The sequence below is a fragment of the Sorangiineae bacterium MSr11954 genome (assembly GCA_037157815.1).
GTDB lineage: Bacteria > Myxococcota_A > Polyangia > Polyangiales > Polyangiaceae > Pendulispora > Pendulispora albinea.
In genome coordinates, this window is sequence record CP089984.1 from 2,107,416 (window position 1) to 2,133,096 (window position 25,681).

The window sequence follows — 25,681 nt, forward strand, 5'->3', positions numbered from 1 at the left end:
CTCGATTGACGGACCACCCTTTCGCGTCTAAACCTTTCGTATACGAAATGTTTCGTTGCCCGCCATGAAACGATCCCCGCAAGCCGCCACTGCCTCGACCGCCTCCACCCCCGACTCGCGCCACGAGATCGACGAGCTGCTCAAGATGCTCATCTATCTCTATACGGAGAACCGCCGGGTCACCAAGGCGCTGGCCGCGCGCGCGAGCCTCACGGGCCCGCAGCTGACGGTGGTCAAGATGCTCGAGCACATGGGCGATCTCTCCCTCTCGGAGCTGTCCGACGCCATCCGGGCGCAGAACAGCACGGTCACGGGCATCATCGACCGCATGGAGCGCGAGGGCATCGTCGAGCGCGTGCGCTCCACCGACGATCGCCGCGTGGTGCGGATTCACCTGACCGAAAAGGGCTCCAAGCTGGCTCGGGAGATCCCCATCGAGCCCATCGGCATTTTCCATAGCGCCATGGAGACCTTGAACCCCCAAGAGATCCGCGACGCGGTCCGGTTCGCGGCCAAGGTCACCGCTCGGTTTCGGGCCATCATCAAGCGCGATTTCCCCAACTTGGGGGAGGAAGGGAAGGAAGAGGAGCCATGAGCACCCGCGCAGAGAGTCGGGCCCCGCACGCAGCGCACCCCCCGGACGCGGGCCGCCGCCCGGAACGCGATCCCGATCTCTGCGTCATCACGTGCGCCGTGACCGGTGTTCTGGCCAACCGCAACCAGTGTCCCGCCATCCCTTACACCCCGGTGGAGATCGCCGAGGAGTGCAAGCGCGCGTACGATGCCGGCGCCTCCGTGGTGCACATCCATGCGCGGAGCGACGATGGCTCCCCCACCTTCAGCCCCGCGACCTTCGCGCGCATCAAAGACGAAGTTCGAACGCGCTGCCCGATCCTCCTCAATTTTTCGACGGGCACCATCTTCGACGACGTCACCGAACAATGCGCATACATCCGGGAGAGCCGGCCCGAGATTGCCGCATTGAACATGGGGACGATGAATTATTCGAAGTATTCGGAGAAGCGGAAAGAGTTCGCGTTCGACATGGTCTTTCCGAATACGTATGAAAAGATCATCAAGCTCCTCTCGGCCATGAACGAGAGCGGCGTCAAACCGGAGCTCGAGTGCTTCGATACCGGGCATACGCAGGGTATTTGGCCGCTCCTCGATATGGGTGTTCTGCGCCCGCCGCTCCAATTTTCATTTATCGTCAATGTGCTGGGGGGCATCCCGCCACTGGTGGAGAGCCTGCAGCTTCAAACGAAGATCATGCCGCCCGGGAGCGAGTGGGAGGTCATCGGTATCAGCCGCTGTCAATGGAAGATGCTCGCCACTGCCCTGGTCCTCGGCGGCAATGTCCGCGCGGGCCTGGAGGACAATTTGTATCTCCCCAATGGCGCGATGGCCCGCTCCAACGGTGAGCTCGTCGAGGTCGCCGCCCGCATGGTCCGCGACGTCGGCCGCAAGGTCGCCACCGTGGACGAGGCGCGCACCATTTTGGGCCTCGCGGGACGCGCCTAGCGACGCCGACCCGCGCCATTGCCGCTACGTTGCGCTGTGGCGGGCGCCGCGGAGGACGATGCAGGCGGTGATGCCGCCGATGCCGAGCATCAGCTTTACGCCGATTTCGCCCTCCAACGGTGTTTCGGCCATCACGATGGAGGACTTGCGCTGCACGCGCGGATGCAAATCGGGGCCGGTGACCCCCGTGGGGTAGGCGGTGCCGCGCGAGAGGCTGAGCGCGAGCTCGGTCAGCTCCCAGCCGCCCGAGTTGGCCATGCCATGTCCGAGCTGCCCTTTGCGCGCGGTGATGCGCGTGCGGTCGGTGACGTATTCGTCGATGAGCGCGAGCTCGTTCAAGTCACCGGGGGTGCCGGTGGCGTGGAGGTCGATGACGGCGACGTCGAGCGGCTCGATGCCCGCCTCGGCGTAGGCGCGGGAGATGGCGCGCTTGGGGCCCGACTGCGACGGGGTGATGATGTGCTCCGCGTCGGAGGAGAGAGCGATGGACTCCACATAGCCACCGATGGGGCGCAGCTCGCGGGCCTCGCAGTAGTCGGCGTCGCCGATGATCCAGACGCAAGCTCCCCCCGACACGTGCGTGCCGCGCAACGACGTAAAGGGGAGGTTGACGTCGGGGATGCCCGGCATGACCCGCGCTTGGTGAAACGCGGCCACCAGCGCCGGATCGGGGCGCGGATCGGTGGTGCCCACGATGGCCATTTTGGCCTCGCCGCGCAGGATGGCGTCGCGGCCGCACTTGAGCGCCACGCCGAAGGTCGAGCAGGCTCCGACGGGGGCCCACGCAGCGCCGTGCACATCGAGCAGCATGGTGATCTGCGCCGCCGGCCCGTTTTGGATATTCCAAATCAGGTTGGGGCTCACCGCGGTCCACGGGGGCGGCGGGCAGCCAAACTCGTCGACCAGCGCCCGATGCGCGCGCAGGCGCTTGCGCATCGCGCTCATGTGCGCCTTCTCTTGGTTCTCGTCGTCGGCGTCCAGCCGCTCGATGGCGGCGAAGCGCTCCAAAAAGGCGCGGAGCGGCTGCGAATAGCGCGACCAGTACGCATCCCATGCCGTGAGCGCCGAGAGGCGCGCCTCGCTGTCGACGGGCAAGGTGGTGGGATCGACGGGGGGCGGCGGCCCGTCGGGGTGCTTGCCGTCGGTTTCGAATTGGCGACGCGCTGCGCAGTGCTCGGCCTGCGCCCAAAAGTGATTCCACTCGCGCGTTGCGCGCTCGAGCGAGGCGGCGGCCCGGTAGCTCTCGGGCAACTCGCCCACGCCCGAGCCGACATAGACATGGCAGCCTTCATCGGCCTCGCGCACCAGCGCTTCCAGGTTGGGATCGCAGCGGAGCGCTTGGATCGTCGCCCCCACGGCGAACTGGACGTTGTCCGCCATCTTGGCCTGCATGCGGGTGACATAAGCATCGCCATGACGCTCCGCGATCCACCCGGCGTAGTCGTCGAACGAAAAATCGGGGTCCCCGACGGCGAAGAGCCCATATCCGAGCTCGGGTTTGGCGCTCGGCCCCAGCGCGGTGGCCCCGCGCTGCAGAAGTGCCTCGAGGGCGGCCACATTGCGTCCCCCAGGGGCGACGACTCCGATTCCATAGACGCCAATGCGCCGTCGAGAGGGACGATCCGATGAGTGAGGCGATGCCATCCGAGAGCTCTCCTAGTACGTACCGCGCGAAAGACGAGCGGTCAGGAAGCTAGCGGTTTGGATCTTCTTGTACAAGTACGCCCATGCGGGGAGCGCGCGTGCGGTGCGCGCGATGCGTGGGGACGCGCGCGGGCCGGCGCCGGTCACGCGAGTGCAGGGCACGAGCCGAGCACCGTCCGCTCGGTGGCACATGGCCTTTTCAGGTTACGCTTGGGCCGCACGAAGGCTTATTTTCGCGGGTCCGTGGTGTCGTAATGACCAACGACGTCGGCCACCAGCTGCCCGAGTCGGTCTCCCGCGTTGATCGCCCACGAGTAGTCGGTGGGGAAGTTGTTACGCACGTGCGTACGGCCGCGGGCGGGGAACTGGGTCTCGTCGCGAAGGATGTCTTGGGGCCGCAGGTTCCGGCCGCCGTGCTGATGGCAGCCTACGCAGTTGGTCCCCGCGTTGCCCGCCCCGCGCTCGATGTACGGGTTGGAGCACCACGAGGGCCTGCCGCGCGAGGGGTCGGTCGCGCGCGCGGTCCGCTCGGACACGGCCGCGAGCGCTTCTGCGAGGGTGGGGAGGTCCTCTCCAAATCCGCCCTTGGGGTCGGGATCCGCTTCGTCGAAGCCCACCACCGTGCACATCTTGTAGTTCCGCCAGACCGTGCCCAGCGCCTCGATGGAGCTCGGGCGGTCCGCCCCGAAGTCCTCGTCCGGCGCTCCGGACCACCAGAGCGTGGTCCAGAGCCAGTGATCGAGCTCCTTGCTCATGATGTGCAGGCCCGCGAGCCGGTACACATGGCCCGTCTCGGGGAGCTTGATCGTATGAATGCTCTCGGGGCCCGGGCTCGCCTCCCCATCGGCCTTCTCCCAAGATACGGCGCCATCGGGCGCGAGCCGCCTTCGAAGCCCCGCCGCCGACGTATCGTACGTGCGGAGCTTTCGACCGAAGTCCGCGCGCTGCCAATCCGCCTTGATCACCACGGCGTCGATGGGAAATGTGCCCGCCACGCAGGTCGCCCACTCCGGATTGCGCTTGTCGTAGTCGAGTAAAACGGCGCCCTCGAAGCCGTCGGGCCCCGCCGAGACGGTGGCCGTGAGCTCCGGATGGGCGTGGTAGCGAAGGACGGCGGCGCCGTCGTGTGTCTCCAGGGCGCCGCGCGATGCTTCGCCCTCGTGCGGGAGAATCGCAAAGGGGCCGAGGGTTCGCTGCTCGCGCGCCCCCAGGTGAAGGCGTTCGCGCACCAGCGGGCGCGCTTCGGTTTCGGGCCCCACCGCGTTCGGCGCCGGGACGCCTTTGGCGATGCACCCGAGCAGCTGCGGGTAGCTGCGGAGCAGATGGCGCACGCTCTCCGAGCCGTAGCCCACACGGTCGATGCCGCCCACCCCGTCCACGTCTTCGGCCGTCTCCAGCGCGGCGAGGTAGGCGCGCCAGCGCGGCTCCGGCCAATTTCCGGATTCGTCCGCCGCGCGCAGGTTCCACGCGAACGCCTCGTCGATTTTGCGGTGCGAAAACACCTCGCGGCGCTTTCGTCCTTCCGCGCCCAATTTTTCGTAGAGGCGCCCGAAGAGCCGGTACACGTCGTCGCGCCCGTACCACGTGTGAAAGGCTGGGATGCGATGCGGCGCCCCAGCGTCCAAGGGGAGGCTCTCGGCCAGCGCGACGGGCGCGAGCACCTTCTCCACCGTCCGCCATCCCACGGCGCGCCGCATCCGCTGGGAGCGCAGAAGCTCGCCCTCGCGGCCGCGGAGCATCCCGTCGGCCTCGTACTTCGCGGCCAGCCCGAGGATCTTGCGATCCACGGGCCGCACCGCGTCCTCGCGCGCATCCGGGGGACCATCGCCCGCGACTTCGCCGCGGGTGATGCGGCACGCAGAGACGAGCATGGCCAGCGCGATGAGGGAGCACTTCATTCGGGCATCAAGGCTGCGTCGCTCGCCACCAAGTACTCGGTGGCCGTGGGCGATGGCTCTCCCCGCCGCGGCGCCGTTCGGACGATGAAGTGCATCCATCCATCGGCGCGGAAATGCGGATAGAGCGCATATTGGCCCGGCTGCATGGCGGTGATCCGCCGAAGCTTGCCCGAGACGAGATCCATCAAATACACGTTCGACGCTCCTTTGGCGCGGTACGGCGCGAACTTGGGATCGCTCCGGCCCGTGAACCCGAGATCGCGCGCGTCCTCGTCGTTGTCGTCCACGTAGTGGTGAATCACCGCCCAGCGCTCGTCGTACGAGAACGTGGCCTTGGCTCCCTTGGCGCAGTAGCGGGCGATCTCCGGGGTCGAGAGCTCGTATCCGGTGCCGGTGCGTTTGGCGACCAGCTTTCGCAGCGCATACCCGAGGGAGCGATGGTCGGGCCCTTCGATGCGCGTCATGACCAGGCCCGCCCCCGGCGAAAGGATGGCGTCGCCCTCGTAGGGGAGGGACCGATCGATGCTCGCGCCGGGCTCGAAGGCGCTGCCGTTGTGGATCATGGGCGTGAACCGAACCGGATCGCTGCCGAATCGTGCGTCGGGATCGCGGCGGATGTCGTAGCCGCCTTGATCGTTTTGAAAGCGCCCGCCCGCGACCCAGTAATCGCCGCCGCCGAGCGCCGCGCCCACGCTCTGGTAGAGGCCCAGATCGCCGGCGTTGATGCACTCCGGCTCATCGAATTTAATGGATTGGGGCGATGTGCCGAGCAGGCTCTGATTGCAAAACAGCACATCGCTCCCCGAGATGAACGTAAATCCGGAGTTGTCGGGGGTGAATCCGGAGTCGTAGCTGGCATTGGCCGGGATCTGCCGGCCGTCGCCGCGTAGGTCGAAGATGCTGGCGGACATGTTGAATACTGCGTCCGCGTTCCTGCGCCCGTGCGCGACGAAGCGGCCATCGGGCGAGGAGCGCGTCCAAAAGCTGGACGGATACGCATACTCCCGCAAAATCCGGAGCGCCGCGCCGGGCAGATGCTCCCACCCTTGCCCATAAGGCTTTTCGGAGGCGCGCGGATAGGCCGTCAAGCATGCACGGCCGCTCGCCCCCGCCGGACAGCCGTGCATGAGCAAACCTTTTTCCTTATTGACGGCCGCCCAACCCTTGGTGGCCATTTCCCGCACATGCGCGGCCACCTCGGGTGAAATGAAGGGCTCGCACGCGCCCGACCGTGGGGCCGCTGCGGTCTCGAGGGAGGAAGCGCGGGATGCGGGCTCTTCGCCGCCATCCATGGTGCTGCTGCAGCCCAAGCCATAGAACGTGCCGACGACCAAAAGCCCGCAAGGGGCCAATCGACCTAGCGAATTCATATGCGTTCGTCTCCTTGCTCAAGAGACGCTCGCCGCGTCGGGCGCGCGCACGAAATCATGAAAATTCCATGACGCTGCGTTTGCCATCGCGCCCGACGCCGTCCGCTCGGTGAAAGCCGTGTCCCGGCTCGACGGCGAGCTCTCCGTGCACGTATCGTGCGAAAACGAAGCTACGAAACGGGGCTGCGGGATTGCGAGGTGGTGTCATGGCCGAGTACACGAAAATTCGGATTCGAAATGAAGGCGCGGTGACGACGATTCGTCTGGCGTATCCCGAACGTCGCAATGCCATTGGGCCGCAGATGGTCAACGAGCTTCTTTACGCGTTGGAAGAAGCTCATGCGGATCCGAACATTCACGTCATCGTCCTTGCGGGCGAGGGAAAGGCCTTTTGCGCAGGAGGTGATTTTGCGCAAATGACCAGCGGGACGGACGATGTGCAACTTGCGCCAAAAGGCGACTATGCGGATTTGTTGCTTGCCATGGCCCGCACGCAAAAGCCCATTGTCGCCAAGGTGCACGGCCCCGCCATGGGCGGCGGGCTTGGGTTGGTGGCGGCTAGCACGTTGGTGGTGGCATCCAGCGATGCCGAGCTCGGAACACCGGAAATTTTGGTGGGGCTCTTCCCCATGATGATCATGGCGGTGCTCGCGCGCCTGGTGCCGCGCCGGCGGCTTTTGGAGATGATGCTCCTCGGCGAGAAGCTGAGCGCGGAGGAGGCAAAGGCCATCGGGCTGGTGAACCATGTGGTCCCGCCCGATGCGCTCGATGGCGCCATCGAGACCCTCTGCCACAAGCTGGCGGCCAAGAGCCCCATCGCGCTTCGCCTGGGGTTGCGCGCGTTCTCGGCGCAGGACGAGCAGCCGCTCGAGGAGGCGCTCCCCATGTTGCGGGAGCGCTTGGCGGAGATCCTCTCCACCGACGATGCGCGCGAAGGGTTGATGGCCTTTTTGGAGAAGCGCGCGCCGAAGTTTACGGGCCGCTGAGCGATTCGGCGTTTGCGCCGGCGTGCGGTGAGCTACTCGGCGCGCGGGGGCGGCCGGTCGCTGACCCGGAGCAAAAGCGTCTTTACGGCTTGGTACAAGTGCGGATAGGGCTCGAGGGACGCGACGCAGGCGGTCAAGCGCGCCGCGCTCGAGGTGTGCGGATCCGGACCGATCGGGGCGACGGCGCCATCGGTGGGGAGCATCGCCTCGAGCCAGGCGCGCAGCACGCTGGGGAGCTCGGGGGCGCTGCAGACGCTGAGCGCGCGGGCGGCCACCGGGGGATCGGAGGCGATGGCAAAGTGGGTGACGAGCCGGATGACGTCGCGCGGGCGGCCGCTGCGCGCCAGGATTTCGGCGAACATGACATTGGCGACCGGGTGATGGGTCGCCCGCAACATCTCGGCGCCGATGGCGTCGAGCGCGGGCTCCCCGCCGCGGCCCACCAAGTTGCGCAGGCGCGCGAGCGACGTTTGTCCGGCCTCGATCGACTCGGCGATGCTCTCGGCCAGGCTCGGCTGCGACCAATCGAGCGGGATGTTGGAGGGCCGGTCCGAAGGCGGGCTGCTCGGCACCGGCGGATCGACCTCGGGATCGATGACCGGCACGGCCAGAACGAGCGCCCCGCGGTGTTGAAGGAGGCTCGAAAGATCCGCGAGGAACGTGTCGAGCCGCACGCGCGAGCGCGGAGAGTCGGGTCCGGAAGGGGAGCGCTCGGCCCGGGCGATGGCGCCCGCGAGCTCGCGCGGATCGCGGGCAACCAAGGGGTCGAGCGAGGTGCGATCGAGCCGGACCATGCGCGCGTGCTCGGGGCCCGCGTGAAAATCGACGGGAAAGAGGCACTGCTCGGCGGCCTTCCACTGGATGCCCAGCTCCGTGGCGGCCACCTGCGAGGCGGCGTCCAGCATGCGGTCGTGCGACCAGGGGCCCGCCGAGGCCACGGTGGCCAGGCGGATGCACGCCTCCAGCATGGGCACGCGCACATCGCCTCCGGTGGCCAGACGCCCATCGTAGAAGGCGCAGGCCCGCACCAGGTGCTCGCGGGGGCCTCGAATCTTCCGGCCGAAGGTCTCGGCGAGGGAGGCATCGTCGCTCTCGTTCGAGAAAAATCCGAAGAGGAGCGCGGCCACCGTGGTGTTCTCGGCCTCGATGGGGCCCTCGTCGAGCGCCTGCCGCGCGTGGCGGGCGATGGCGCGCTGAAGCCGCTCCAAGTCCTCGCCGCCCGAGATGGTGCGCGCGAGCCACGCGTCCCACGCGGCCTGATCGGACTCGTCGCGTGCGAGTTGGACGCGGGAGAGGAGCCTCGCGGCGGGGACGCCCTCGAAGAGCGCGCGGGCCAGGGAGACATCGGCGACGAGGAGCTCGACGTGGTGCTCCTCGGAGAGCGCGACCCCGAAATCGAACGTGACCTTGTGCATCAAGGATTCCGCCGCGTCATGGGCGCCCGCTCAGGACAGACTAGCCCCCCCATTTCTAAGCAAGGGTCGCGCCGTGATACTTTCGGACGCGAAGGCGACGACATCCCACTGGTAACGGCTCGGTCCATCGAGAACCCTCAAACACTTGGGAAGCTTTGGGGTAGGGGGGTATCCCGTTGGATGCCGCGGGTCACTCGATGATCGGCGGCGGGCGCAAAATACCCTGCTTGCCTACTCGGATGCGCACGAGCGCCGGTGTGCCCATCACTTCGCCCTCGAAGGGCGGCGATCCCGCGACCGCCGCTGGGCTCCCCACGATGTGCCTCGTATCGAGCCTCGGGCGGACCTCGTAAAGTCCAGGGATGTCGAACGAATGATCCGGGCACGAGCTGCCCGCCAGCACACTCAAACTCGCGCGTCCGCGCGGCGCCAAGGTGGTGAATAGCTCGCGGATGGCCGCTGCACCCCCGGCCGAGCAGGCAAACTCGCCGCCCGGCCCCGTGACATCGAAGGCCACCGATTGCGGCCGAAAATAGATAGCAGCGCGTCGCGGGCCGATGTTGGTCAGGGTCACGCGCAGGTTCATATCGGAGGCCCGGGCTCCGTCGGTTCGCGCGGGAAGCGCGATGGAGAGACCCGGCTCCGAGGTATCATTTTCCGCCGTGCTCGCCCCGCTGACCGGAGCGGTCGTTCGAGTTGCCACGGCGTCTTTGGTGGTGTTGTCGGTGCTCGACGTACCTGCGACGGCGTCGCCCGATAGCTCGATGGCCGTGCCACCTATGATCTCGTTGACAGGTGCGAGGGTGGGGCGCGCTGTAGGGTCGGTATCCGGAATGGGCGCGACCACGAAGGGCGGTGTGGGCGCCTTGGGCTTCGATGCGGCGCGCTTGGGGCGGGTGAGGGACGCAAACCCGTAGTGGGGAATGATCCGGGCCCCGCGCACCAGCCCTGCGCTCTCCTTCGCCCCGAAGCAGTACATGCGCGGATCGAACGACTCGCTGTACGCCTTGCCCGGGTTGAGCACCAGGTTGCGCGCCGAATCCGTCGAGGGCCGCATGTCCGCCGGGAGCACGCAGCGCACCTCGCGTGCCTTTGCGGGCTTCTTCGCCGCGGCGCCTTCGCCGGCCGGCACCATGATTTCGAGCGACAAAAGATACGGATCCGCGACGATGCGCACGGGCACGTCGCCCGTGTTCTCGAGGCGCATCGTCCAGCGCTTGGACGAAACCGTGGAAACGGTGAGCGCCACCTTGGGCGGCGGAAGCGCGGCCGCGGCGTCTTTGACGCTGGCCGCGCCGGTCGCATTTTTCTGTGCGGCCGCCGCCGGCGACGATGGCGCGAAGACCGAAAAAAACGACGCAAACCACGCAAACCGCGCAAACCAAAAAGGCGAAAGAACCGCCAGGCCGCCCGCGGAACGCCGTTTCGGCGTTCCGTCCGTGCTGCCTTGGGGGCGGTTCTTTTCGTCGGTCATTAGCCGCGCAAGGTTTCGAACAGCTCGAGATCCGGGATGGTGATGGAGAAGCGCGTCCGGATGACGCCCACGTCACCCTCCTCGAGGAGCTTGCAGAACGCAAGCCCGTCGTACAGCGCGACCGGCGGGGCGTTGGGCGCGCCTGCTTCTTCGCGTGCGCCCGAGAGCACCTGCCCGGTGGTGATGAGCCAACCGGCGGCGGCCGGCCCGTAGTGGTGCAGCGCCCCGCGCAGATCGCTCACCCGCTCGCGACCGAGCTCGCGCCCGTCCTTGCGGATCACGATGGCGGTGCGGATCTCGTCGCTGCCGGTGCGGTGGATCGCGCTGAAGTGCGCTTCGCCGCCCGGCGAGCCCGCGCGGCGCACGGGGCGCAGCTGCGACATGCCGGCGCGCTCGAGCGCCAAGAGCGCGAGCTCGTTGAAGGCGTGGCCGGGGAGCTCCTGAACGCGGCGGAGCAGCACGCGGCGGGTGGCCTCGCGGTAGCGGTCGATCGCGATGTTCACCTCTTGCTCGAGGCGGATCAGATCGGAGCCGAGCACCCAGTCCGTGGGGGCCACGCGCGAGCCTGCGGCAAAGCGAAAGCGCGGACGCTGGCCCAGCGCCGTGCGGCGCAGGTTGTCGGCGCGGAGCGAGGCGCTGACTTGGATGACCGCCAGCGACGGATCGCCCGAGAGCCGCCCGCGGCGCATGAACGCATCGACGATGGCGCGCACGGGAACGGGGCCCGCGTTGCGATCGAACGAGGCCATCACGGTGAGCGCGGCGTCGGCGAGATCGCGGCCGAAGAGCTCTTCGCCCTCGCCGAGGGGGACCTCGATGCCGCTCGGCGCGCCGCCGGCCATGATCTGGTGCCGATCGCGCACTTGCGGGCGCGGCGCGGGGGCCAGCGGATCGCGGGGCGCGTCGGTGCCGGCTTCGCCCTCGCTCGCGGTGCCCGCGCCGGCCGCATTGACGGCTGCGGCGAGCGCCGGATCGAAGCGCGGGGTGGTGCCCGGCCCGGGATCGAAGCGCGACGAGCTGGGGCCCGCGTGCCCGGCCCCCGCGGCGCCTGCGCCCTCGAGGCGCGGCGAGGAGAGTCCATCGCTGCTGATGTCCGTTGCACCACTGCCCCCACGACCGCGGCGGCGGCGGCGACGGCGACGGCGGCCGCCCTCGGTGAGGGGCTCACCGACTTGAGCGGGCGGTCCACCTGCCACACCGGACACGCCTGCCAACCCTGCCAAACCTGATTGGTTCTGCGGGGCGAAAATCGGCTGATCGTCGTCGTCCTCGTCGTCGAAAAGCTCGGCCCCCTGGGCTGCGAGATCGGCGCGAAGCGCATCTTCACCCGAGACGATGGGACGGTCGTCTTCGTCCTGCTCTTCCTCGAGCGCCGGAGGCGTGGGCGGAGGGACGGATTCACGCGTGGTTGCAGCCTCGACCTCGAGCGCGTTGATCTCGTCGCCCGAGTCGGTCTCTTCGACTTCGGGGGCGGGCTCGCTCTTCTTCTTCTTGCTCTTGCCATCCCACTCGCGGAGGGCAAAAACGCCGGGCTTGACGCGAACGATGGGGTTCGTTTTGTCCTCTTTCTTCAACAGCGCCGCGAGCCGGGCACCCATGGTGACCTCGGGGCTCTTACCAACGTGCGACAAGAGGTTTTTCTCGATCGCGAGCTCGGTGATTTCCTTGTAATGAAGCGGTTTGCCGGCGAGTCGCAGGACCTCTGCAGCGGCTTCAGTGAACGTCATTGTCGTGTTTTCCGTTTGTCTGGTGTCGATGCCTCGTGGCATCCCGGCTCACGCCTGTCTCGGAGGGCCCCCCGTGCCGACCTCCAGGTGAATCTCTTGCCGAGAATCATCCCAGGTTTCGTTCTGTCGGGCTCTCCACCACGCTCCGTTCCCCGGTAGCGGTGGCCTGCGCAGCCCGTGACCTCACAAAGCTACGCCTGAGTGGCTATAACTCGACGAAAGCACGCCGTCAAATCCGGAAATTCTCTCTTTGCAACCTTTCTGTGCACGAAACGTCGCATACTGCGGGCCGCCCCTGCTCCGCGGCGACGAGCGCGCTCGCTCCCGCTCCAACCCCTCCAACCCTTCCATACTCGAGACGTTTCCTTTCGACTCATGCCTCGCGTTTCGGTCCCTTCGCATCTGCTCCTGGTCCTGGTGGTGCTCGGCGTTGCCATCCCGGCCTTTTTCGGTTGGCAAATTCAGCACGCCGGCACCTTCACGTTCTGGTTGCTCGTCGTCGTCCCCACGCTGATTTTGGCCCTGCTCGGCGCGATTCGCGCACAGCGTCACGGCGAGCTGCGCGATTGGATCAAGCCGCGCTGGGGGGATGCGACCGTAGGGGTCCTTAGCGGCGTCGTGCTGGTAGCGGCAGCGTACGCGTTTACGCGCATGGTTTCGCCCACCGGGGGCGCGCGCGAGGCGTGGCTGGCGCGCATTTACATGCAAATCGGCGGTTTGGCCGATTTGAGGCCCCACACCACATGGCTCGCGGCTGGGATCATCGTCGCGTCGATGGCCGAGGAGCTCGTCTGGCGCGGGCTGGTGACGACCGTGATCGCCGAACAGTGGGGCTCGCGCCGCGCGTGGGTCGTCTCCGCCGTGCTGTACGCGGTGGCCCATCTGCCCGCCGCGTGGTCGCTGGCCGATCCCTCGGCGGGGCCCAATTTGCTGCTACCGGCGGGGGCTTTGGGCGCGGGACTCGTGTGGGGCGCGCTGGTACGGTTGAAGGGGGGAAGTCTGGTGTCCGCGATCATTGCACATGCATTCTTCGACTGGTGCGTGGTGGTGATGTTCCGCTTGTGGGGGAACGGCCTCTGATCGTCGGTCCCCGCCGCGACCCGGTCGATCTGGCGCACTGGCTGGAGGCGGCCTATCCCGCGCTCGCGCCCGCGATCCAAAGCCGGCCCGAGGACGTGGCCTACATCGCCAGCTCCGGCCGCGGCGCCCGCGACGCGCGCACCTACCGAAAGCTCCTCCTCCCCTCGCTCGATCTGCGCGATCCGGCGGGCGTGCGCCGCAAATTGCGGAGGTTCGCGGCGCGCGAGCGGCTCCGCATCGCCGCGCGCGAGCTCGAGACCACCGCCGCCGACGTCGACGTAACGGCCAAAGAGCTCGCCGATCTGGCCGACGTTTGCGTGGAGGTGGCGCTGAACGAGGCCCTGCTCTGGGCCGATCTCCGCTACGGCATCCCCACGAAGACCGACGGCTCGCGCAACGGCTTCTGCGTGATCGGTATGGGGAAGCTCGGGGGCCGCGAGCTCAACGCCGGCAGCGACATCGATTTGCTTCTCTTCTACGACACCGACGAGGGCGCCGTGGTCAAGGACGGCGTGGTGCAAGAGGTGTCGCTGCACGAGTATTTCACGCGCGTGGCGCAGAGGCTCACGTCGACCCTCGACGAGCCCACCGAGGACGGCTTGGTGTGGCGCGTGGACCTGAGGCTGCGCCCGGAGGGCTCGCGCGGTCCGCTGGTGAACGCGCTGGCCGCCGCCGAGCGCTATTACGAGTCGTGGGGGCGGACGTGGGAGCGGGCCGCGTTGGTGCGGGCGCGCCCCTCGGCCGGCGATCTGGCGGTGGGCGAGCAGGTGCTCGGCGCCCTCGCGCCCTTCGTCTGGCGCCGCGAGGTGAACCCGCAGGTGGCCGATGAAATGGCGGCCATGCTCCTGCGCGCCCGCGCGGAGATCGGGGAGGCGGAGCCGCGGCGCGATTTGAAGCTCGGCCCCGGCGGCATCCGCGAGGCGGAGTTCTTCGTGCAGTCGCTGCAGCTCGTGTGGGGCGGGCGCGAGCCCACCGTGCGCAGCACCAACACGCTCGATGCGCTGCGGCGGCTGCGGGCGCGCGGGTTCGTGACCGAGCGGGAGGCGCGCGAGGTCGGCGATGGCTACCTGGCGCTCCGCCGCTTGGAGCATCGCGTGCAGTTTGCGACCGGTCTGCAGACCCACGCCGTCCCCGAGGACCCGGTGCTCTTGGGGCGCATCGCGCGCTCGCTCGGCTTTCGCGGCGCGCTGCAGCTCGAAAAGGACCTGGACCGGGTGCGCAAGCGCATCGGCGCGCGCATGGCCTCGCTCACGCGCCACGGCTTGGTGGAGAAGGGCGAGCCTTCGCACTCGCTGGAGCGGCTCCTCTCGGCCCTCGACGCGCGGGACGAGCCGCGCCTCTTGGCGAGCCTGGAGGAGCGCTTCGATCCCATCCGCGCGCCCGATCTGGCGCGCCACCTGCTCACCCTCGCCAAGAGGCCCGACGGCCCGCTCGGCGCCCGCTCGCGCGACCAATACCCGGAGCTGGCCGCGACCTTGATCGACGCGCTGGCCGACGCCGCCGATCCCGAGCAAGCGGCGCGCTTGATGGCCACCTTCTTCGCCCGCATGGTCACCCCCAGCCTCTACGTGCGCGCCATGGCCGAAGACCAACTGGGCACGCGCCGGCTGGCGGGGCTCTTCGGGGCCAGCGCATTTCTGGGCGAGGCGGCCGCGCTCCACCCCGATCTGGTCGACCGCCTCCTCTTTCGCGCCATGGCCGGCCCCATCGACGCGGCGCGCACGGTGGACGTGGAGCTCGAGCAGCTGGGCGATCTGGACGCCATACCGGATCCGGTGGCCCGCCTGGACAGCTTCGTGGGGGCCCTCCGGCGCGCCAAGCGCGGGGTGACCATGGAGGTCGGCGTGGCCGATCTGGCGGGGGAGCTCGATACGCGCAAGTGCACCCTCACCTTGAGCATCTTCGCGGACTTCGTTCTGCAGCACACGACCCGCTTCGCGCTCGCCAGCGGGAACGGTGGCGCGCGCGCCGAGGGGCAGCCGGCCCCGAAGATCGCGGTCATCGCCATGGGCAAGCTGGGGGGGCGCGAGATCGGGTACGGATCGGACCTCGATTTGATCTTCGTCTACGATCCGGCGGGCCAGGACGAGGACGAGGCGCAGGAGCAATCGATCCGCGCCGCGCAGCGGGTGCTGCGGATTTTGAGCATGCCGCACGTGGATGGCCCGGGCTACGAGCTCGATACGCGCCTGCGGCCGTCGGGCAACCACGGGCTCTTGGTGGTGTCCATCGAGGCGTTTGCGCGCTACCAGGAGACGCAGGCGGCCGCGTGGGAGCGGCAGGCGCTCATCAAGGCGCGCGCGTGCGCGGGCGACGAGGCGCTCGGCGCGCGGGTGATGGCCATCGCGGCGGAGGCGGCCTACGAGCGGGGCGCGGCGCCGGCGGCCGAGGTGCATCGCCTTCGCATGCGCATGGAGCGCGAGCTGGCGGGCGAGCGGCGAGGGGGGGCGAGGGCCCGCTACGATATGAAGCTCGGCTACGGCGGCTTGGTCGACGTGGAGTTTGCCGTGCAGTACCTGCAAATGGTGCACGGGCGCGATCGGCGGGTGCGCACGCAGGATACCGAGGCGGCGCTGGGGGCGCTCGAAGCGTGTGGGTACATGGATTCGACGGTGGCGGCGTCCTTGCGCGAGGGGTATCGGTTGCTCCGGCAACTGGAGCAGCGCGCGCGGGTGCACCATGGGAGCACCAATCCCTTCATCGAGGAGGGCGCGCCGGGGTTGACCTTGCTCGCGCGCCGCATGGGGATGCGCGATGGGCGGCCGCGTGGATCGGCCGCGGAGGCGCTGCTCGCGCGCTACGTTCATGTCACGCACGAGGTGCGGGCGGCGTATCTGACGGTGTTGGGGATCGCCAGCGAAGGGTGAACCTGCGCGGGCCTCTGCGAGGTTCACGCGGTCGCCGTAAACGAATGGCGCCAGATCGCGTGCAAACGCGTAAGGTGGCGCGCGGCGCGTGGGGGCTTACGCAGTCGAGTTTGCTTGTTTTTAGCGGAAATAACCGGGCAAACTAGCTAGCCCAAGCATTGGTATGTGCCTCGCAGTGTCGCGCGATTCGAGGGGAATCGAAGGCGGGGGAGGGTGGAGGGAACATGCGCGGAACGTGGCTCTGGGCGGTCGTGTCGACCGGCGGGATCATCTCGGCTTGCGCGGCGGACGCGCCACCGTATCAAGATTTGAAACTACGCGACGCGCTGGGGGCCGATCCCACGGTGCTCGCCGGCCTACCGAGCGATGCGCGCGAAATGCTCTTGCATCGCATGCTGGCGACCCGCGATTTGCAGACCGAGCGCGAGGCGCTCCCCAACGAAAAGGGTCGATCGCCGGCCGCCGAGGTGAACGCCATCGACCATGCGCGGGCGGAGCGGGACGAGGATTCGCTGCTGGTCTGGAAAGCGCGCGCGGAGGGCGGGAGCATCATCGCCGAGCCGCAGCCCGATCCGCGCGCGGTCGACGGCAAAGATGGCGGCGACGGCTCGCGGCTCGAGCCCTTGCCCGAGCTCCCCGCGCTCGAGGGCACGCCGCCCGACGCGACCTCGAATGCGGAGTCGCGCGCGCTGGCTGGCGAAGGCGGACGGACGGTTCGGGAGCTGATGAAGATCACCGGCGCCAAGCGGGTGAGCCGGGTGGTGGGGTGGCCCGCGGCGGTGGCGGCCATCGACGATACGGTCTATGTCAACGCGGGTTGGCTGGTCCTTTTGGCCGACAACGAGCCGGACGCCGGCGCCGCGCCGGGCATCTCGTTCGCGGTGAAGCCGGCCGCGCTGCGCGGCAACCCGTATCGCCTTTACGCGACCTTGGCGGAGTGCCGCAACGACGTGACCTCGCGGTGCCAAAGTTGCCTGAGCAGCGGTTCGTGCGACGAAGACGCCACCTTGGAGGACTTCGCCGACGGGCGGCAAGAGTGCGCGTACCTCCTCGAGCCGCGCGCGCCGTCCGACGGCGGGCCAGACGCCGCCGCGCCCGTATCTCGAATCGACGAGCTTTGCGCGATGTCGCTGCTCAGCGTCTCCACGGTCGCCGAGTGCGTGCGCGACGAGCGGTGCGCCGTGCCGACCGGCTCCCGCAAGTCCACGAGCCTCCCGGCCGCCGATGCGTTCTTGCGCGACGATCGATGCGTGCGGGCGCTCAACCTATGCCTCTCCGGCTCGGACGAGGGCAGCGACGCAGGCCCGCGGCCCTTCACGCTCATCGACGTCAAAGTCTCCGGGTGCTCCGATCCCTTCGCCGCGTGCTCCTCCTCGTGCAAAGGCTGCGATAACGCATGCAGCTCCGGGAAATGCTCCGGCGGCAGCGGGCCCTCGTGCAAATCGTGCAGCTCGTGCGCGACCTGCTCGGGGTGCGGCTCGTCGACCCGCGGGGGCGATTCGTCCGGCTACGGCAGCGGGGGCTCCGGCAATCCGGCGCCGGTGCCCACCGGATCGTCCGGGGGCGGTGGCAGCGGCGGCGGTGGCAGCGGCGGCGGTGGCAGCGGCGGCGGATCGTCGGACTCGTCCGGCGGGTGCGGCAAGTCGAAGTCGGGGGGCTCGTCGTCGGATTCGAAGTCGTGCAAATCCGCGTCGTGCAACGCGTGCTCGTCCAGCGGCAGCTCGTCCAGTGGCTCGAGCTCGAGCAACTGCGGCTCGTGCAAGAGCAGCGGCGGCAGCGGTAGCGGCAACTGCCGTTGCGAGACGGCGGGCGTCGGGGGTACAGGAGGCGCAGGCGGCGGGGCTCCGCCGATGTTGGCGGGCGGATCCGGACCCTCGTCACCGAGCGCCTACCCGACCTCGGCGACCACGATGCCGGCACCGTCCTCGCCTTTGGCCCCGGCGTCGACCTTCTTTTGGCTCGGTCTTCCGCTGGCGTACCTCGCGAAGCACGCGCGTGCGCGCAAGGACGCTCCGAAGCGCTCGTTCCAAGGTGGGGTGGGCACATGAGGCCGATCCTGGTGATGTGGCTCGCCGCCCACGGTGTTCCCGGTTGGCTCGCGCCCGACTACGCGACCATGTGCGGCGTGGCGACCCTCTTGGGCGCCATCGTCGCGCTGCGGCTCGCGGCACGCGACGGGGCGTCGATCCCCACCCAAGCGAGGGCCCTCGCCCTGGCGTATCTGGCCGCGCTGCTCGGCGGCTACGTCTTCGAGTGGGTGCGCGCGATCCCCGGCGCCCTCGCCGCGGGCTCCTGGGATCCGATCCTCACGAGCGGCCGCGCCGCCTACGGCGGTCTGCTCGCCGGCATCGCCGTCCCTGCGATCTATCTTCGCGTGCGCAGCGGGGCAGGGGAGCCCTCGCCGTGGATGCCCGCGCGCGCCTTCCTCGATCGCGCCACCCCCGGTATGGGCTTCGCGTTTGCGCTGGTGCGCATCGGATGCTTCCTCGAGGGGTGCGACTACGGCCGGCCCACCTCGAGCCTCCTCGGCGTTCGCTTCCCGGCCGGGAGCATCGCGGCCGACGAGCACGCGCTGCGCGGGTGGATCCCCCTGGGCGTACCGAGCCTGCCCGTCCATGCAACGGAGCTCTATGAATCCTTGGTGGGCGTGGCCGCGTCCCTTTACGCGTGGCGCTGGCTCCGCCGCGTGAACCCCGAGCACCCCGAACGAAGCACCCGCGATGGCGGCGCCTTCCTCGCCTGGATGGCCATCTACGCCTCGGGGCGGTTCCTCCTCGAGCTTCTACGCGGCGACGAGGACCGCGGCGTCTATCTGGGCTGGAGCTCGGCGCAAATCGTATCGATCGCGCTTCTCGCCGCCACCTTCGCCCTTTCGCGCCGTTGGAAGCTCGCGACCTTCGGACCTCGCGCCCTCCACCGCGATCGCACGGGTCGCGTCATGGGCGCCGGGCGCACCGCGCTCCTCGCCTTTTTCCTAGCCTCCGCCGCGATGCCGCGCCCCGCGCACGCCCAAGGCGCCGACGCCATCGTCCTTCGAACGGGCGAGCGCGTCCCCGGAACGATCACCGAGGTCTCCCCTGGCGATCACGTGAGCATCCGCCTCGCGAGCGGCCAAGTCTCCACCATCCCGTGGATGGTCATCACCCGCCTCGAGCGCAACGGCCGCGCCGAAACCCTCTCCGCGCCCCCGCCTCCCAGCGCACCCCCAAGTCCCGCATCCCCCAGCCCCCCAAGCGCCAACCCGCCAAGCGCCAACCCGCCAAGCGCCAACGCCCCCAGCCCCGCCTCCTCCAGCCCCGTACCCGCACCCAAAGCCCCGCAACGCAGCGTCCAACACGCCCGCCACATCACCCTCCAAATCTCCGTCGCCCCCGCCCTGACCCTCGCGCGCCCCGACGTCCCCTCCGGCGCAACCTCCGAGCTCGACGTCCTCTACCGCCTCCGCCTGGGCGACCAAGCCCGGCTCGACGTGGGCCTCGAAGGCCGCCTCTACGGCAACGACGTTGCATGGCACTACGGCCTGGGCGTCCCGTTTCAGTTCGCCTTGGAGGCCGGACGCCACTTCGAGGTGCGCGGCATCTTCGTCCCCACGCACACCTGGCTGGTGTGGGACACGAAGGCCTTCGCCAATGTCAACGTGTGGGCGCTGCGCATGGGGGCCGAGGTCGCGTGGGCGGTGAGCTCCCACGTGACGTTCGGCCTTTCTCCCATCGGGTTCAATGTGATCAGCGCCGAGAGCGTCGGCGTCATCACCACATACGAGCCGCGCCTCTCGTTCGGCCTCGTCTTCTAATTGCCCATGACGGCGCCGACGCCGCCGAGGACGAACCAAGCCACGTTCGCGAGGATGCCGACGGCAAACGCCACCACGGCCAGGGTGAGCGACAGCTTTGCCTTGGCCCGCGCCGTCTCGATGTCGCCCGTCTTCAGCGCGTTCCCGGCTTGGACGGCGATCACGATGCCTGGAATGGCCACGAGGCAAAAGCAGAACAGCGCCACGATGTTGAGGATGAGCGGCAACGTCGTGTTGACGTCTCCACCTTGCCCCGGAACCATCGGCCCGCCGGGCGGCGGAAAGCCCCCACCGGGCGGACCAAATCCCTGCGGCGCCCCGCCGGGCGTTCCATAGCCCTGCGGAGGTCCGCCGTAACCCCCGCCAGGGGGCCCACCACCGTAGCCGCCGGGCGGCCCGCCGCCAAAGCCGCCAGGACCTCCACCGCCGGGCGGTCCACCACCAAAGCCGCCGCCGCCAGGAGGCGCGCCGCCGGGCGGGCCATAGCCGCCAGGGGGCCCACCGTAGCCCCCGCCTCCAGGCGGTCCGCCGTAGCCCCCGCCGCCGGGGGGCTGCCCTCCACCGGGCGGAGGAGGATAACCGCCGCCGCCACCGCCGGGCGGAGGAGGAGGAAAGCCGCCCCCACCACCCGGAGGCGGACCGCCGGGCGGAAATCCGCCGCCACCACCACCAGGCGGATACCCGCCTCCGCCTGGGGGACCGTAGCCGCCGGCCGCGTGCCGTGTGGAGTTTGCGCTCATCGGTTCGTAAACCATCATGGATTCTTTTCTCCTCGCGATACCGAGTCTTTCGAGGTCCACTCCACGGTATCCCACCCCAGGCGGCGTGCTGGTACGTCCCGCTTGCCCTAGCTCGTCCCTAGCCCGTCAACTCCTCGGTTCGGCGGAGCATCGCACACATCGCCGAGTCTTGTCATCGCGCTTCGAGGCGCGGGCCGGGCAAAGCAAGACCCGCGCAATGGTCAAGCGAGACCAAGAAAGACCGGGACCGATCCAGGACTGATGTAGAAAGAATGCATGCGGATTTGCCCGCGGTGCTCGGAGCTCTTTCAGGATGACGCAGGATTTTGCCCCCTCGACGGCAGCCCGCTGACCAAAAGCAACGATCCCCTCCTGGGTCGCACCATCGCGGGACGCTTTCGGCTCATCAAGCGCCTTGGCGCCGGCGGCATGTCGAGCGTCTACCTCGCGCGCCATGTGATGATCGAGCGCCTCAACGCCATCAAGATCCTGCGGCAGGAGCTCTCGCTCAACCCCAGCCACCGCGAACGGTTCTTGCGTGAAGCGCGCGCCGTCAATCGGATCAATCACCACAACATCGTGGAGATTACCGACTTCGGCGACTCCGACAATCTGGCCTACCTCGTCATGGAGTACATCGAGGGCGAGTCGCTCATCACCCATATGCGCGTGGGCCGCTTTCCCTGGCGGCGTGCGGCGCACATCGCGGCCCAGGTGGCCTCGGCCCTTGGACGCGCGCACCAGATGGGGATCATCCACCGCGATCTCAAGCCGGAGAACATCATGCTGGTGACCCGGCCCGACGCCCCCGACACGGTGAAGCTCACCGACTTCGGCATCGCCAAGATCCTCGACGCGCCCGCGCTCACCTTTCACGAGCAAATGTTCGGGACGCCCGGCTACATCGCCCCGGAGTACCTCGAAGGGCTCGCCCCCGACGGCCGCGCCGATCTCTATGCGCTCGGCGTGGTGATGTACGAAATGCTCGCGGGCACCTTGCCCTACGATGCGCGCGGTCAATCGGAGCTGCTCTTTTCACCCCTGAAATCGAACCCCGTGCCGCTGCGTGAGCGCGGGGTCGACATCCCGCCGGACATCGAGCTGCTCGTTCACGCGCTCCTCGCCAAGCGCCGCGACGATCGCCCCGCCGATGCGTTCTCCGTGCACGACGCCCTGCTCGCCGCCATCCGCCGCCCCATCGCCTCGATCACCGAGGACGAAGAGACGGTCACCGCCCACCTCGACGCCGCCGCCATGGACGCCGCCATCCGCGACAGCGAGGTGACCCCGCTGGCCATCGACGCCGCCATCGCCAGCATGGCCGCCCGCGACGACGCGCTCCCCGACGAGCCGCTCCCCGGCGCCGCAGCCATCGCCGAGCCCCCGCCGAGCCTCCGCACACCGCCCGCCCACGACCCCCGCAGCACGCACGCTACGCACACGTCCGATGCGCCCGACGCGCCCGACGCGAAAGCCCTCACCGCGCCCTGGGTCGAGGCCGTCGAGGAGCTCGAGCGCGCCATCGAACGCACGCGAACCGCGCACGATGGCCCCGCCGATCGCGCCGAACGCGAAGAGCGCGCGCGGCGGGCGGCCGAGGAAGTGGACGGCATCCGCGACCTGATCGCGTCCGTCGAACGCGCCAGCGTCCGCGCCGCCGATTACCAGCGCCGGGTCGATCGCCTGGCCGCCAAGGGACGCGAGTTTCGCTCCGAGATCGGCCGCGCCATCGATGATCTGTCGCAGCAGCGGGCCCGCGAAAGGATGCATCTTGCATCGATTCGGGCGCGCCGCCAGGAGCTCGAGGAGCTGCTTTTGCGGCACGCGCAAAAGGAACAAACGGACGACGAGCCCCCGCCCGAGGCCACCTGGGAAGAGGAGCCCCTGCGCGCGGCGGATGAGCGCTCTGTCGCCATCGATGCCGATTTGACCTCACGGCTCGAGCTTCGCAAGCGTCAGCTCGAGGAACAGAACGAACAGCTCGACCTGGAATTTTCCGAGGCAACCGGTTTGCTGGAAGGGGCCATTTCTGCGGTGCGTCGGCTCACGCGTGAGCTGGTGCAGGCCCTCGACGATGCGGCTGCGCTGGTGACGTTCGACCGCGAGAAAAGATGACTCTTTTCGCTATTATGTGCCTCGGGGGAGCGGCACAAGAAGGACTCTCCCTGCATCCTATGTAGTGAAGCAAGCGACGGCGCTGGCCGTCTTCTTTACAGCTCATCGTGTGGGGCACCTTTGCGCGCATTCGCGTGATGGGAGCGTCTGCGACGAGTGTCGCCTGGGCTTCGCATTTTCAATGGGGTGGGACTTCCGCTGTGGGGAGTGGAGGGACCGAAGGCTGTTGGGGGGACGCGCATCGCCCGTAAGCGGCGGCGCGCTGTCGAAGGCTGCCTGTTGCCTCGTTTCGTCGGGGCGCGGGCCGAGAGACGTGCCATGGGTAAGTTCGAATCGAAGAAAACATCGCGGTCGCTGATGGCGGTCGCGACGATCGCGCTGCTCGCCACGGCGAGCTGCCGCGCGGGGGGATGGGTGGCCAGCATCGTCGGCGACGTCGTGGGAAGTAAAGGCGACGCCGCATGCGACCGCCGCTACGTTAGCGACGTGAACGAAGAGCCTTCGGGCTTTTGCCAGGAGGTGATCGACACGGTGGCCGTCTCCCAGATCCAGGACGACTGCAACGACAAGCACCACTCGCGCGCAATGGAAGGGCGCTGCCCGCGCGAAGGGATCATCGGCGGGTGCAAGCTGTCGATCACCAACGACGATGGCTCCGAAGTCTACGATTGGTACTACGACGTTCGCGATCTCGAGAGCTCGACCGGCGCCACGTTCAAGAGCCGGGTCGCCACACAAGACGACGTGCGCGCCCAGTGCGCCGATGCACGACGCTACGAAGAGGGCGCCGAGTTCGTCTTGCCGTGACGCCATCCTTGCCGGGGTGCCGGGCGCCGGGATCGAGCGCCGGTCGATCTCGTGCTCGGCGCCTCACACCTCGTGATCGCGCAGGAACCGCAGGTTCACGGCGTTGATGGCGACGTGAGCCGCGATGGGGCCGGCCAGGTTTCCGGTCAGCCCGAAGACGGAGCCGAGGAGAAAGCCCATGAGGGTCGCCCACAGCGCCCACACCCATCGTGCGCCACCGCGCACCTGATGCAGAGCACCGAACGCCACCGACGAGAGCACGAGCCCCCAAAGCCCGCCAAGGCCTTGGAGCAGGGCGCCGCGAAAGAGCATCTCTTCCGCAATGCCCCCGGCGAGGGCGATGGCCACGAGCGCATGGCTGCGCGTCCCTCGAACCACGGGGCGGAGCTCGCCGTGAAGCTCGCGCGCCCAGGAAAAACGCCCCACCAGGAAGCGGGTGGCCACGATGGTCGCGCCCGCGAGGCAGGCGCCCATGGCGAGGCTCGCCCAGATACCGGTCTCGGGGCCGATGGGCAGCCAAGGGGGCATGGTCACCGGGCTCTGACCCAGCGCGAGCGATGCCCCGGCGCCCAAAAGGCCGAGGACGAGATAAACGAGCCCGAGGAGGTATTTTTCCGTCGCGTCGCCGGCGCCGTCAAAAAGAACCCGCATGCTCAATGCGCTCCCCCCGATGCTGCGTGATCCAAGGTAGAATCGTACGCTCGATGGGTCAGCCTTTGCACGATGAGCGTCCGCGTGTGCTCATTGTCGACGACGAAAAATTCATTCGCGACATCCTGGCAGATTTCCTCGGCATGGAAGGGTACGTGGTGCGCACGGCCGAGGATGGGGCGGCCGCGCTCACGGAGCTCACGGCCGCGCCCTACGATATGGTCATCAGCGATTTGAAGATGCCCCGCATGGGCGGCATCGAGTTGCTCGATGCGATCGCGACCACCGCGCCCAATGCGCTCACCGTCATCATGACCGGCTTCGGCACGGTGGAGACGGCCATCGATGCCATGAAGCGCGGCGCCTACGACTACATCTTGAAGCCCTTCAAGGTGGAGGAGGTGATCCACGTCGTTCAGCGCGGTCTGGAGAAGCAGCGCCTGTCGGCCGAGAACCTGCGCCTGCGCGAGGCCCTCAGCCTCTACAAAGTGAGCGAGGCCATCGCCGCGAGCCTGTCGCTCGACGAGGTGCTCTCCACGGTGAGCGAAACCGCCCTGCACGAGATCCGGGGCGATCTGGTCTCGACCTGGCTCGAAGATGGGGAGGGCGGCTACTTCGAGCGCCAGCGCCTCACGCAAGCCGGTGCGCTGGCGGCAGCGTCCCTCGAGGCCGACCTCGGACAGCTCTCCCCCAAGGCGTTCATCGATCACTTCGCCAATGATTCTACCCTGCTCGAGCAGGGGACCCGTGGAAGCGTTTTCTTTGCGAGCGCGTCCGAGCTCCCGCTGAAGTCGCTGCTCGCGGTGCCCCTTCGCATGAAGACCCGGCTGCTCGGTTGGATCGCGGTGGCCAGCTTTACGCGCACCCGCAAGTTCGACGAGGGCCAGCGAAAGCTCCTCTCCATCGTGGCCTCCCGCGCGGCGGCGGCCATCGAGAACGCCCGCCTCTACGAGGATCTTCGGGCCACCTTTCAGCAGACCATCGAGGGGCTCGCCCGCGCCATCGACAAGATGGATCGCTACACGTCCGGCCACTCGGAACGGGTGGCCCTCTACGCCGTGTACCTCGCGACCCGACTGGGGCTCGCGCCCGACGTGATCGAGATCGTGCGCCAGAGCGCGCTCATGCACGATATCGGGAAAATCGGCTGCGTCATGAATTTGAACAAGCCGGGCAAGCTCACGCAAGACGAGTACGAGATCTTCAAACGGCACCCCGGCTACGGGCGTGACATTCTCGATCCGATCAAGTTCCTGCACCCGCTCATCCCCGGGGTGCACCTTCACCACGAACGCTGGGACGGTCGAGGCTATCCGCTACGCCTCAAGGGAAACGACGTGCCGCTCATCGCCCGCATCATCGCGGTGGCCGACACCTACGACGCCATGACCAGCGATCGCGCCTACCGCCGCGCGCTTCCGCACGAGGTCGCCGTCAACGAGATCGAGCTCTGCTCCGGCACGCAGTTCGACCCGGAGGTCGCGGCCGTTTTCTGCCAGCACCTCGACGATTACCGCGAGGAGCGCCGCGGCGCGGGCGAAAAAGTCCCCGAGTAGCCCACGTAAAGCCGGCGAAATACCGGATGGACGGGGA

18 protein-coding genes are annotated in these 25,681 nt (G+C 68.4%); 10 read left to right on the forward strand and 8 right to left on the reverse strand.

Annotated features, from left to right (window positions below; translation table 11 throughout):
* The first annotated feature begins 64 nt into the window (after positions 1 to 64).
* The gene (locus LZC94_08665) at positions 65 to 595 is read left to right on the forward strand and encodes a MarR family transcriptional regulator (GenBank protein ID WXB17341.1); all 531 of its coding nucleotides are present in this window, start codon (positions 65 to 67) and stop codon (positions 593 to 595) included.
* Positions 592 to 1,521, forward strand: coding sequence for a 3-keto-5-aminohexanoate cleavage protein (locus tag LZC94_08670; protein WXB17342.1), 930 nt, complete (start codon positions 592 to 594; stop codon positions 1,519 to 1,521). Before LZC94_08665 ends, LZC94_08670 begins: the two co-directional genes overlap by 4 nt.
* A 24-nt stretch (positions 1,522 to 1,545) precedes the next feature.
* Here LZC94_08670 and LZC94_08675 read toward each other — a convergent pair whose 3' ends face one another.
* The 3 genes from LZC94_08675 to LZC94_08685 all read right to left on the reverse strand — a co-directional run bounded on the left by LZC94_08675 (position 1,546) and on the right by LZC94_08685 (position 6,433).
* Positions 1,546 to 3,165 (reverse strand): beta-ketoacyl synthase, encoded by a 1,620-nt coding sequence (locus tag LZC94_08675; protein WXB17343.1) that lies wholly within the window; start codon positions 3,163 to 3,165, stop codon positions 1,546 to 1,548.
* A 227-nt stretch (positions 3,166 to 3,392) separates the two neighbouring features.
* Entirely contained in the window at positions 3,393 to 5,063 is a 1,671-nt protein-coding gene (locus tag LZC94_08680; protein ID WXB17344.1) for a hypothetical protein, read from the reverse strand.
* Entirely contained in the window at positions 5,060 to 6,433 is a 1,374-nt protein-coding gene (locus LZC94_08685) for a hypothetical protein (protein WXB17345.1), read from the reverse strand. The genes LZC94_08680 and LZC94_08685 overlap by 4 nt, the downstream gene beginning before the upstream one ends.
* Before the next feature lie 248 nt (positions 6,434 to 6,681).
* Between LZC94_08685 and LZC94_08690 the strand changes: the two genes are divergently transcribed.
* Complete coding sequence (locus LZC94_08690; protein WXB17346.1) at positions 6,682 to 7,419, forward strand: enoyl-CoA hydratase-related protein; 738 nt, start codon at positions 6,682 to 6,684, stop codon at positions 7,417 to 7,419.
* A 32-nt stretch (positions 7,420 to 7,451) separates the two neighbouring features.
* Here the strand turns inward: LZC94_08690 and LZC94_08695 are convergent, their stop codons facing one another.
* The 3 genes from LZC94_08695 to LZC94_08705 form a co-directional block, all read right to left on the reverse strand.
* Entirely contained in the window at positions 7,452 to 8,834 is a 1,383-nt protein-coding gene (locus LZC94_08695) for a hypothetical protein (GenBank protein ID WXB17347.1), read from the reverse strand.
* A 190-nt stretch (positions 8,835 to 9,024) separates the two neighbouring features.
* Positions 9,025 to 10,308 (reverse strand): hypothetical protein, encoded by a 1,284-nt coding sequence (locus LZC94_08700; protein WXB17348.1) that lies wholly within the window; start codon positions 10,306 to 10,308, stop codon positions 9,025 to 9,027.
* Positions 10,308 to 12,035, reverse strand: a complete 1,728-nt coding sequence (locus LZC94_08705; protein ID WXB17349.1) for an HTH domain-containing protein — start codon at positions 12,033 to 12,035, stop codon at positions 10,308 to 10,310. The genes LZC94_08700 and LZC94_08705 overlap by 1 nt, the downstream gene beginning before the upstream one ends.
* A 375-nt stretch (positions 12,036 to 12,410) precedes the next feature.
* Between LZC94_08705 and LZC94_08710 the strand changes: the two genes are divergently transcribed.
* From LZC94_08710 to LZC94_08725, 4 genes are all read left to right on the forward strand, one after another.
* Positions 12,411 to 13,115: a CPBP family intramembrane metalloprotease gene (locus LZC94_08710; protein WXB17350.1), complete on the forward strand. Its 705-nt coding sequence runs from the start codon at positions 12,411 to 12,413 to the stop codon at positions 13,113 to 13,115.
* On the forward strand, positions 13,097 to 15,982 hold the full coding sequence (gene glnE, locus LZC94_08715; GenBank protein WXB17351.1) for a bifunctional [glutamate--ammonia ligase]-adenylyl-L-tyrosine phosphorylase/[glutamate--ammonia-ligase] adenylyltransferase: 2,886 nt from the start codon (positions 13,097 to 13,099) through the stop codon (positions 15,980 to 15,982). Before LZC94_08710 ends, glnE begins: the two co-directional genes overlap by 19 nt.
* 224 nt (positions 15,983 to 16,206) lie before the next feature.
* Positions 16,207 to 18,030, forward strand: coding sequence for a hypothetical protein (locus LZC94_08720; protein WXB17352.1), 1,824 nt, complete (start codon positions 16,207 to 16,209; stop codon positions 18,028 to 18,030).
* Complete coding sequence (locus tag LZC94_08725; protein ID WXB17353.1) at positions 18,027 to 19,775, forward strand: prolipoprotein diacylglyceryl transferase; 1,749 nt, start codon at positions 18,027 to 18,029, stop codon at positions 19,773 to 19,775. Before LZC94_08720 ends, LZC94_08725 begins: the two co-directional genes overlap by 4 nt.
* On the opposite strand, the gene LZC94_08730 is transcribed toward LZC94_08725, so the two are convergent.
* Entirely contained in the window at positions 19,772 to 20,038 is a 267-nt protein-coding gene (locus LZC94_08730; protein ID WXB20362.1) for a CD225/dispanin family protein, read from the reverse strand. The genes LZC94_08725 and LZC94_08730 overlap by 4 nt on opposite strands.
* A 753-nt stretch (positions 20,039 to 20,791) precedes the next feature.
* Here LZC94_08730 and LZC94_08735 point away from each other — a divergent pair.
* Both LZC94_08735 and LZC94_08740 read left to right on the forward strand, forming a co-directional pair.
* Positions 20,792 to 22,630 (forward strand): serine/threonine protein kinase, encoded by a 1,839-nt coding sequence (locus LZC94_08735; GenBank protein ID WXB17354.1) that lies wholly within the window; start codon positions 20,792 to 20,794, stop codon positions 22,628 to 22,630.
* Positions 22,631 to 22,948: 318 nt separating this feature from the next.
* The gene (locus LZC94_08740; GenBank protein WXB17355.1) at positions 22,949 to 23,437 is read left to right on the forward strand and encodes a hypothetical protein; all 489 of its coding nucleotides are present in this window, start codon (positions 22,949 to 22,951) and stop codon (positions 23,435 to 23,437) included.
* Positions 23,438 to 23,500: 63 nt separating this feature from the next.
* Here the strand turns inward: LZC94_08740 and LZC94_08745 are convergent, their stop codons facing one another.
* Positions 23,501 to 24,088 (reverse strand): CPBP family intramembrane metalloprotease, encoded by a 588-nt coding sequence (locus LZC94_08745; GenBank protein WXB17356.1) that lies wholly within the window; start codon positions 24,086 to 24,088, stop codon positions 23,501 to 23,503.
* 53 nt (positions 24,089 to 24,141) lie between these two features.
* Between LZC94_08745 and LZC94_08750 the strand changes: the two genes are divergently transcribed.
* A complete protein-coding gene (locus LZC94_08750) occupies positions 24,142 to 25,644 on the forward strand; it encodes a response regulator (protein ID WXB17357.1) in 1,503 nt (500 codons plus the stop codon).
* The last annotated feature ends 37 nt before the right edge of the window (positions 25,645 to 25,681 follow it).

Coding starts and splice junctions, on each gene's coding strand:
- LZC94_08665 (WXB17341.1), top strand. CDS start 65: ATGAAACGATCCCCGCAAGCCGCCACTGCCTCGACCGCCTCCACCCCC.
- LZC94_08670 (WXB17342.1), top strand. CDS start 592: ATGAGCACCCGCGCAGAGAGTCGGGCCCCGCACGCAGCGCACCCCCCG.
- LZC94_08675 (WXB17343.1), bottom strand. CDS start 3,165: ATGGCATCGCCTCACTCATCGGATCGTCCCTCTCGACGGCGCATTGGC.
- LZC94_08680 (WXB17344.1), bottom strand. CDS start 5,063: ATGAAGTGCTCCCTCATCGCGCTGGCCATGCTCGTCTCTGCGTGCCGC.
- LZC94_08685 (WXB17345.1), bottom strand. CDS start 6,433: ATGAATTCGCTAGGTCGATTGGCCCCTTGCGGGCTTTTGGTCGTCGGC.
- LZC94_08695 (WXB17347.1), bottom strand. CDS start 8,834: ATGCACAAGGTCACGTTCGATTTCGGGGTCGCGCTCTCCGAGGAGCAC.
- LZC94_08700 (WXB17348.1), bottom strand. CDS start 10,308: ATGACCGACGAAAAGAACCGCCCCCAAGGCAGCACGGACGGAACGCCG.
- LZC94_08705 (WXB17349.1), bottom strand. CDS start 12,035: ATGACGTTCACTGAAGCCGCTGCAGAGGTCCTGCGACTCGCCGGCAAA.
- LZC94_08710 (WXB17350.1), top strand. CDS start 12,411: ATGCCTCGCGTTTCGGTCCCTTCGCATCTGCTCCTGGTCCTGGTGGTG.
- LZC94_08720 (WXB17352.1), top strand. CDS start 16,207: ATGCGCGGAACGTGGCTCTGGGCGGTCGTGTCGACCGGCGGGATCATC.
- LZC94_08725 (WXB17353.1), top strand. CDS start 18,027: ATGAGGCCGATCCTGGTGATGTGGCTCGCCGCCCACGGTGTTCCCGGT.
- LZC94_08730 (WXB20362.1), bottom strand. CDS start 20,038: ATGGTTCCGGGGCAAGGTGGAGACGTCAACACGACGTTGCCGCTCATC.
- LZC94_08735 (WXB17354.1), top strand. CDS start 20,792: ATGCGGATTTGCCCGCGGTGCTCGGAGCTCTTTCAGGATGACGCAGGA.
- LZC94_08740 (WXB17355.1), top strand. CDS start 22,949: ATGGGTAAGTTCGAATCGAAGAAAACATCGCGGTCGCTGATGGCGGTC.
- LZC94_08745 (WXB17356.1), bottom strand. CDS start 24,088: ATGCGGGTTCTTTTTGACGGCGCCGGCGACGCGACGGAAAAATACCTC.
- LZC94_08750 (WXB17357.1), top strand. CDS start 24,142: ATGGGTCAGCCTTTGCACGATGAGCGTCCGCGTGTGCTCATTGTCGAC.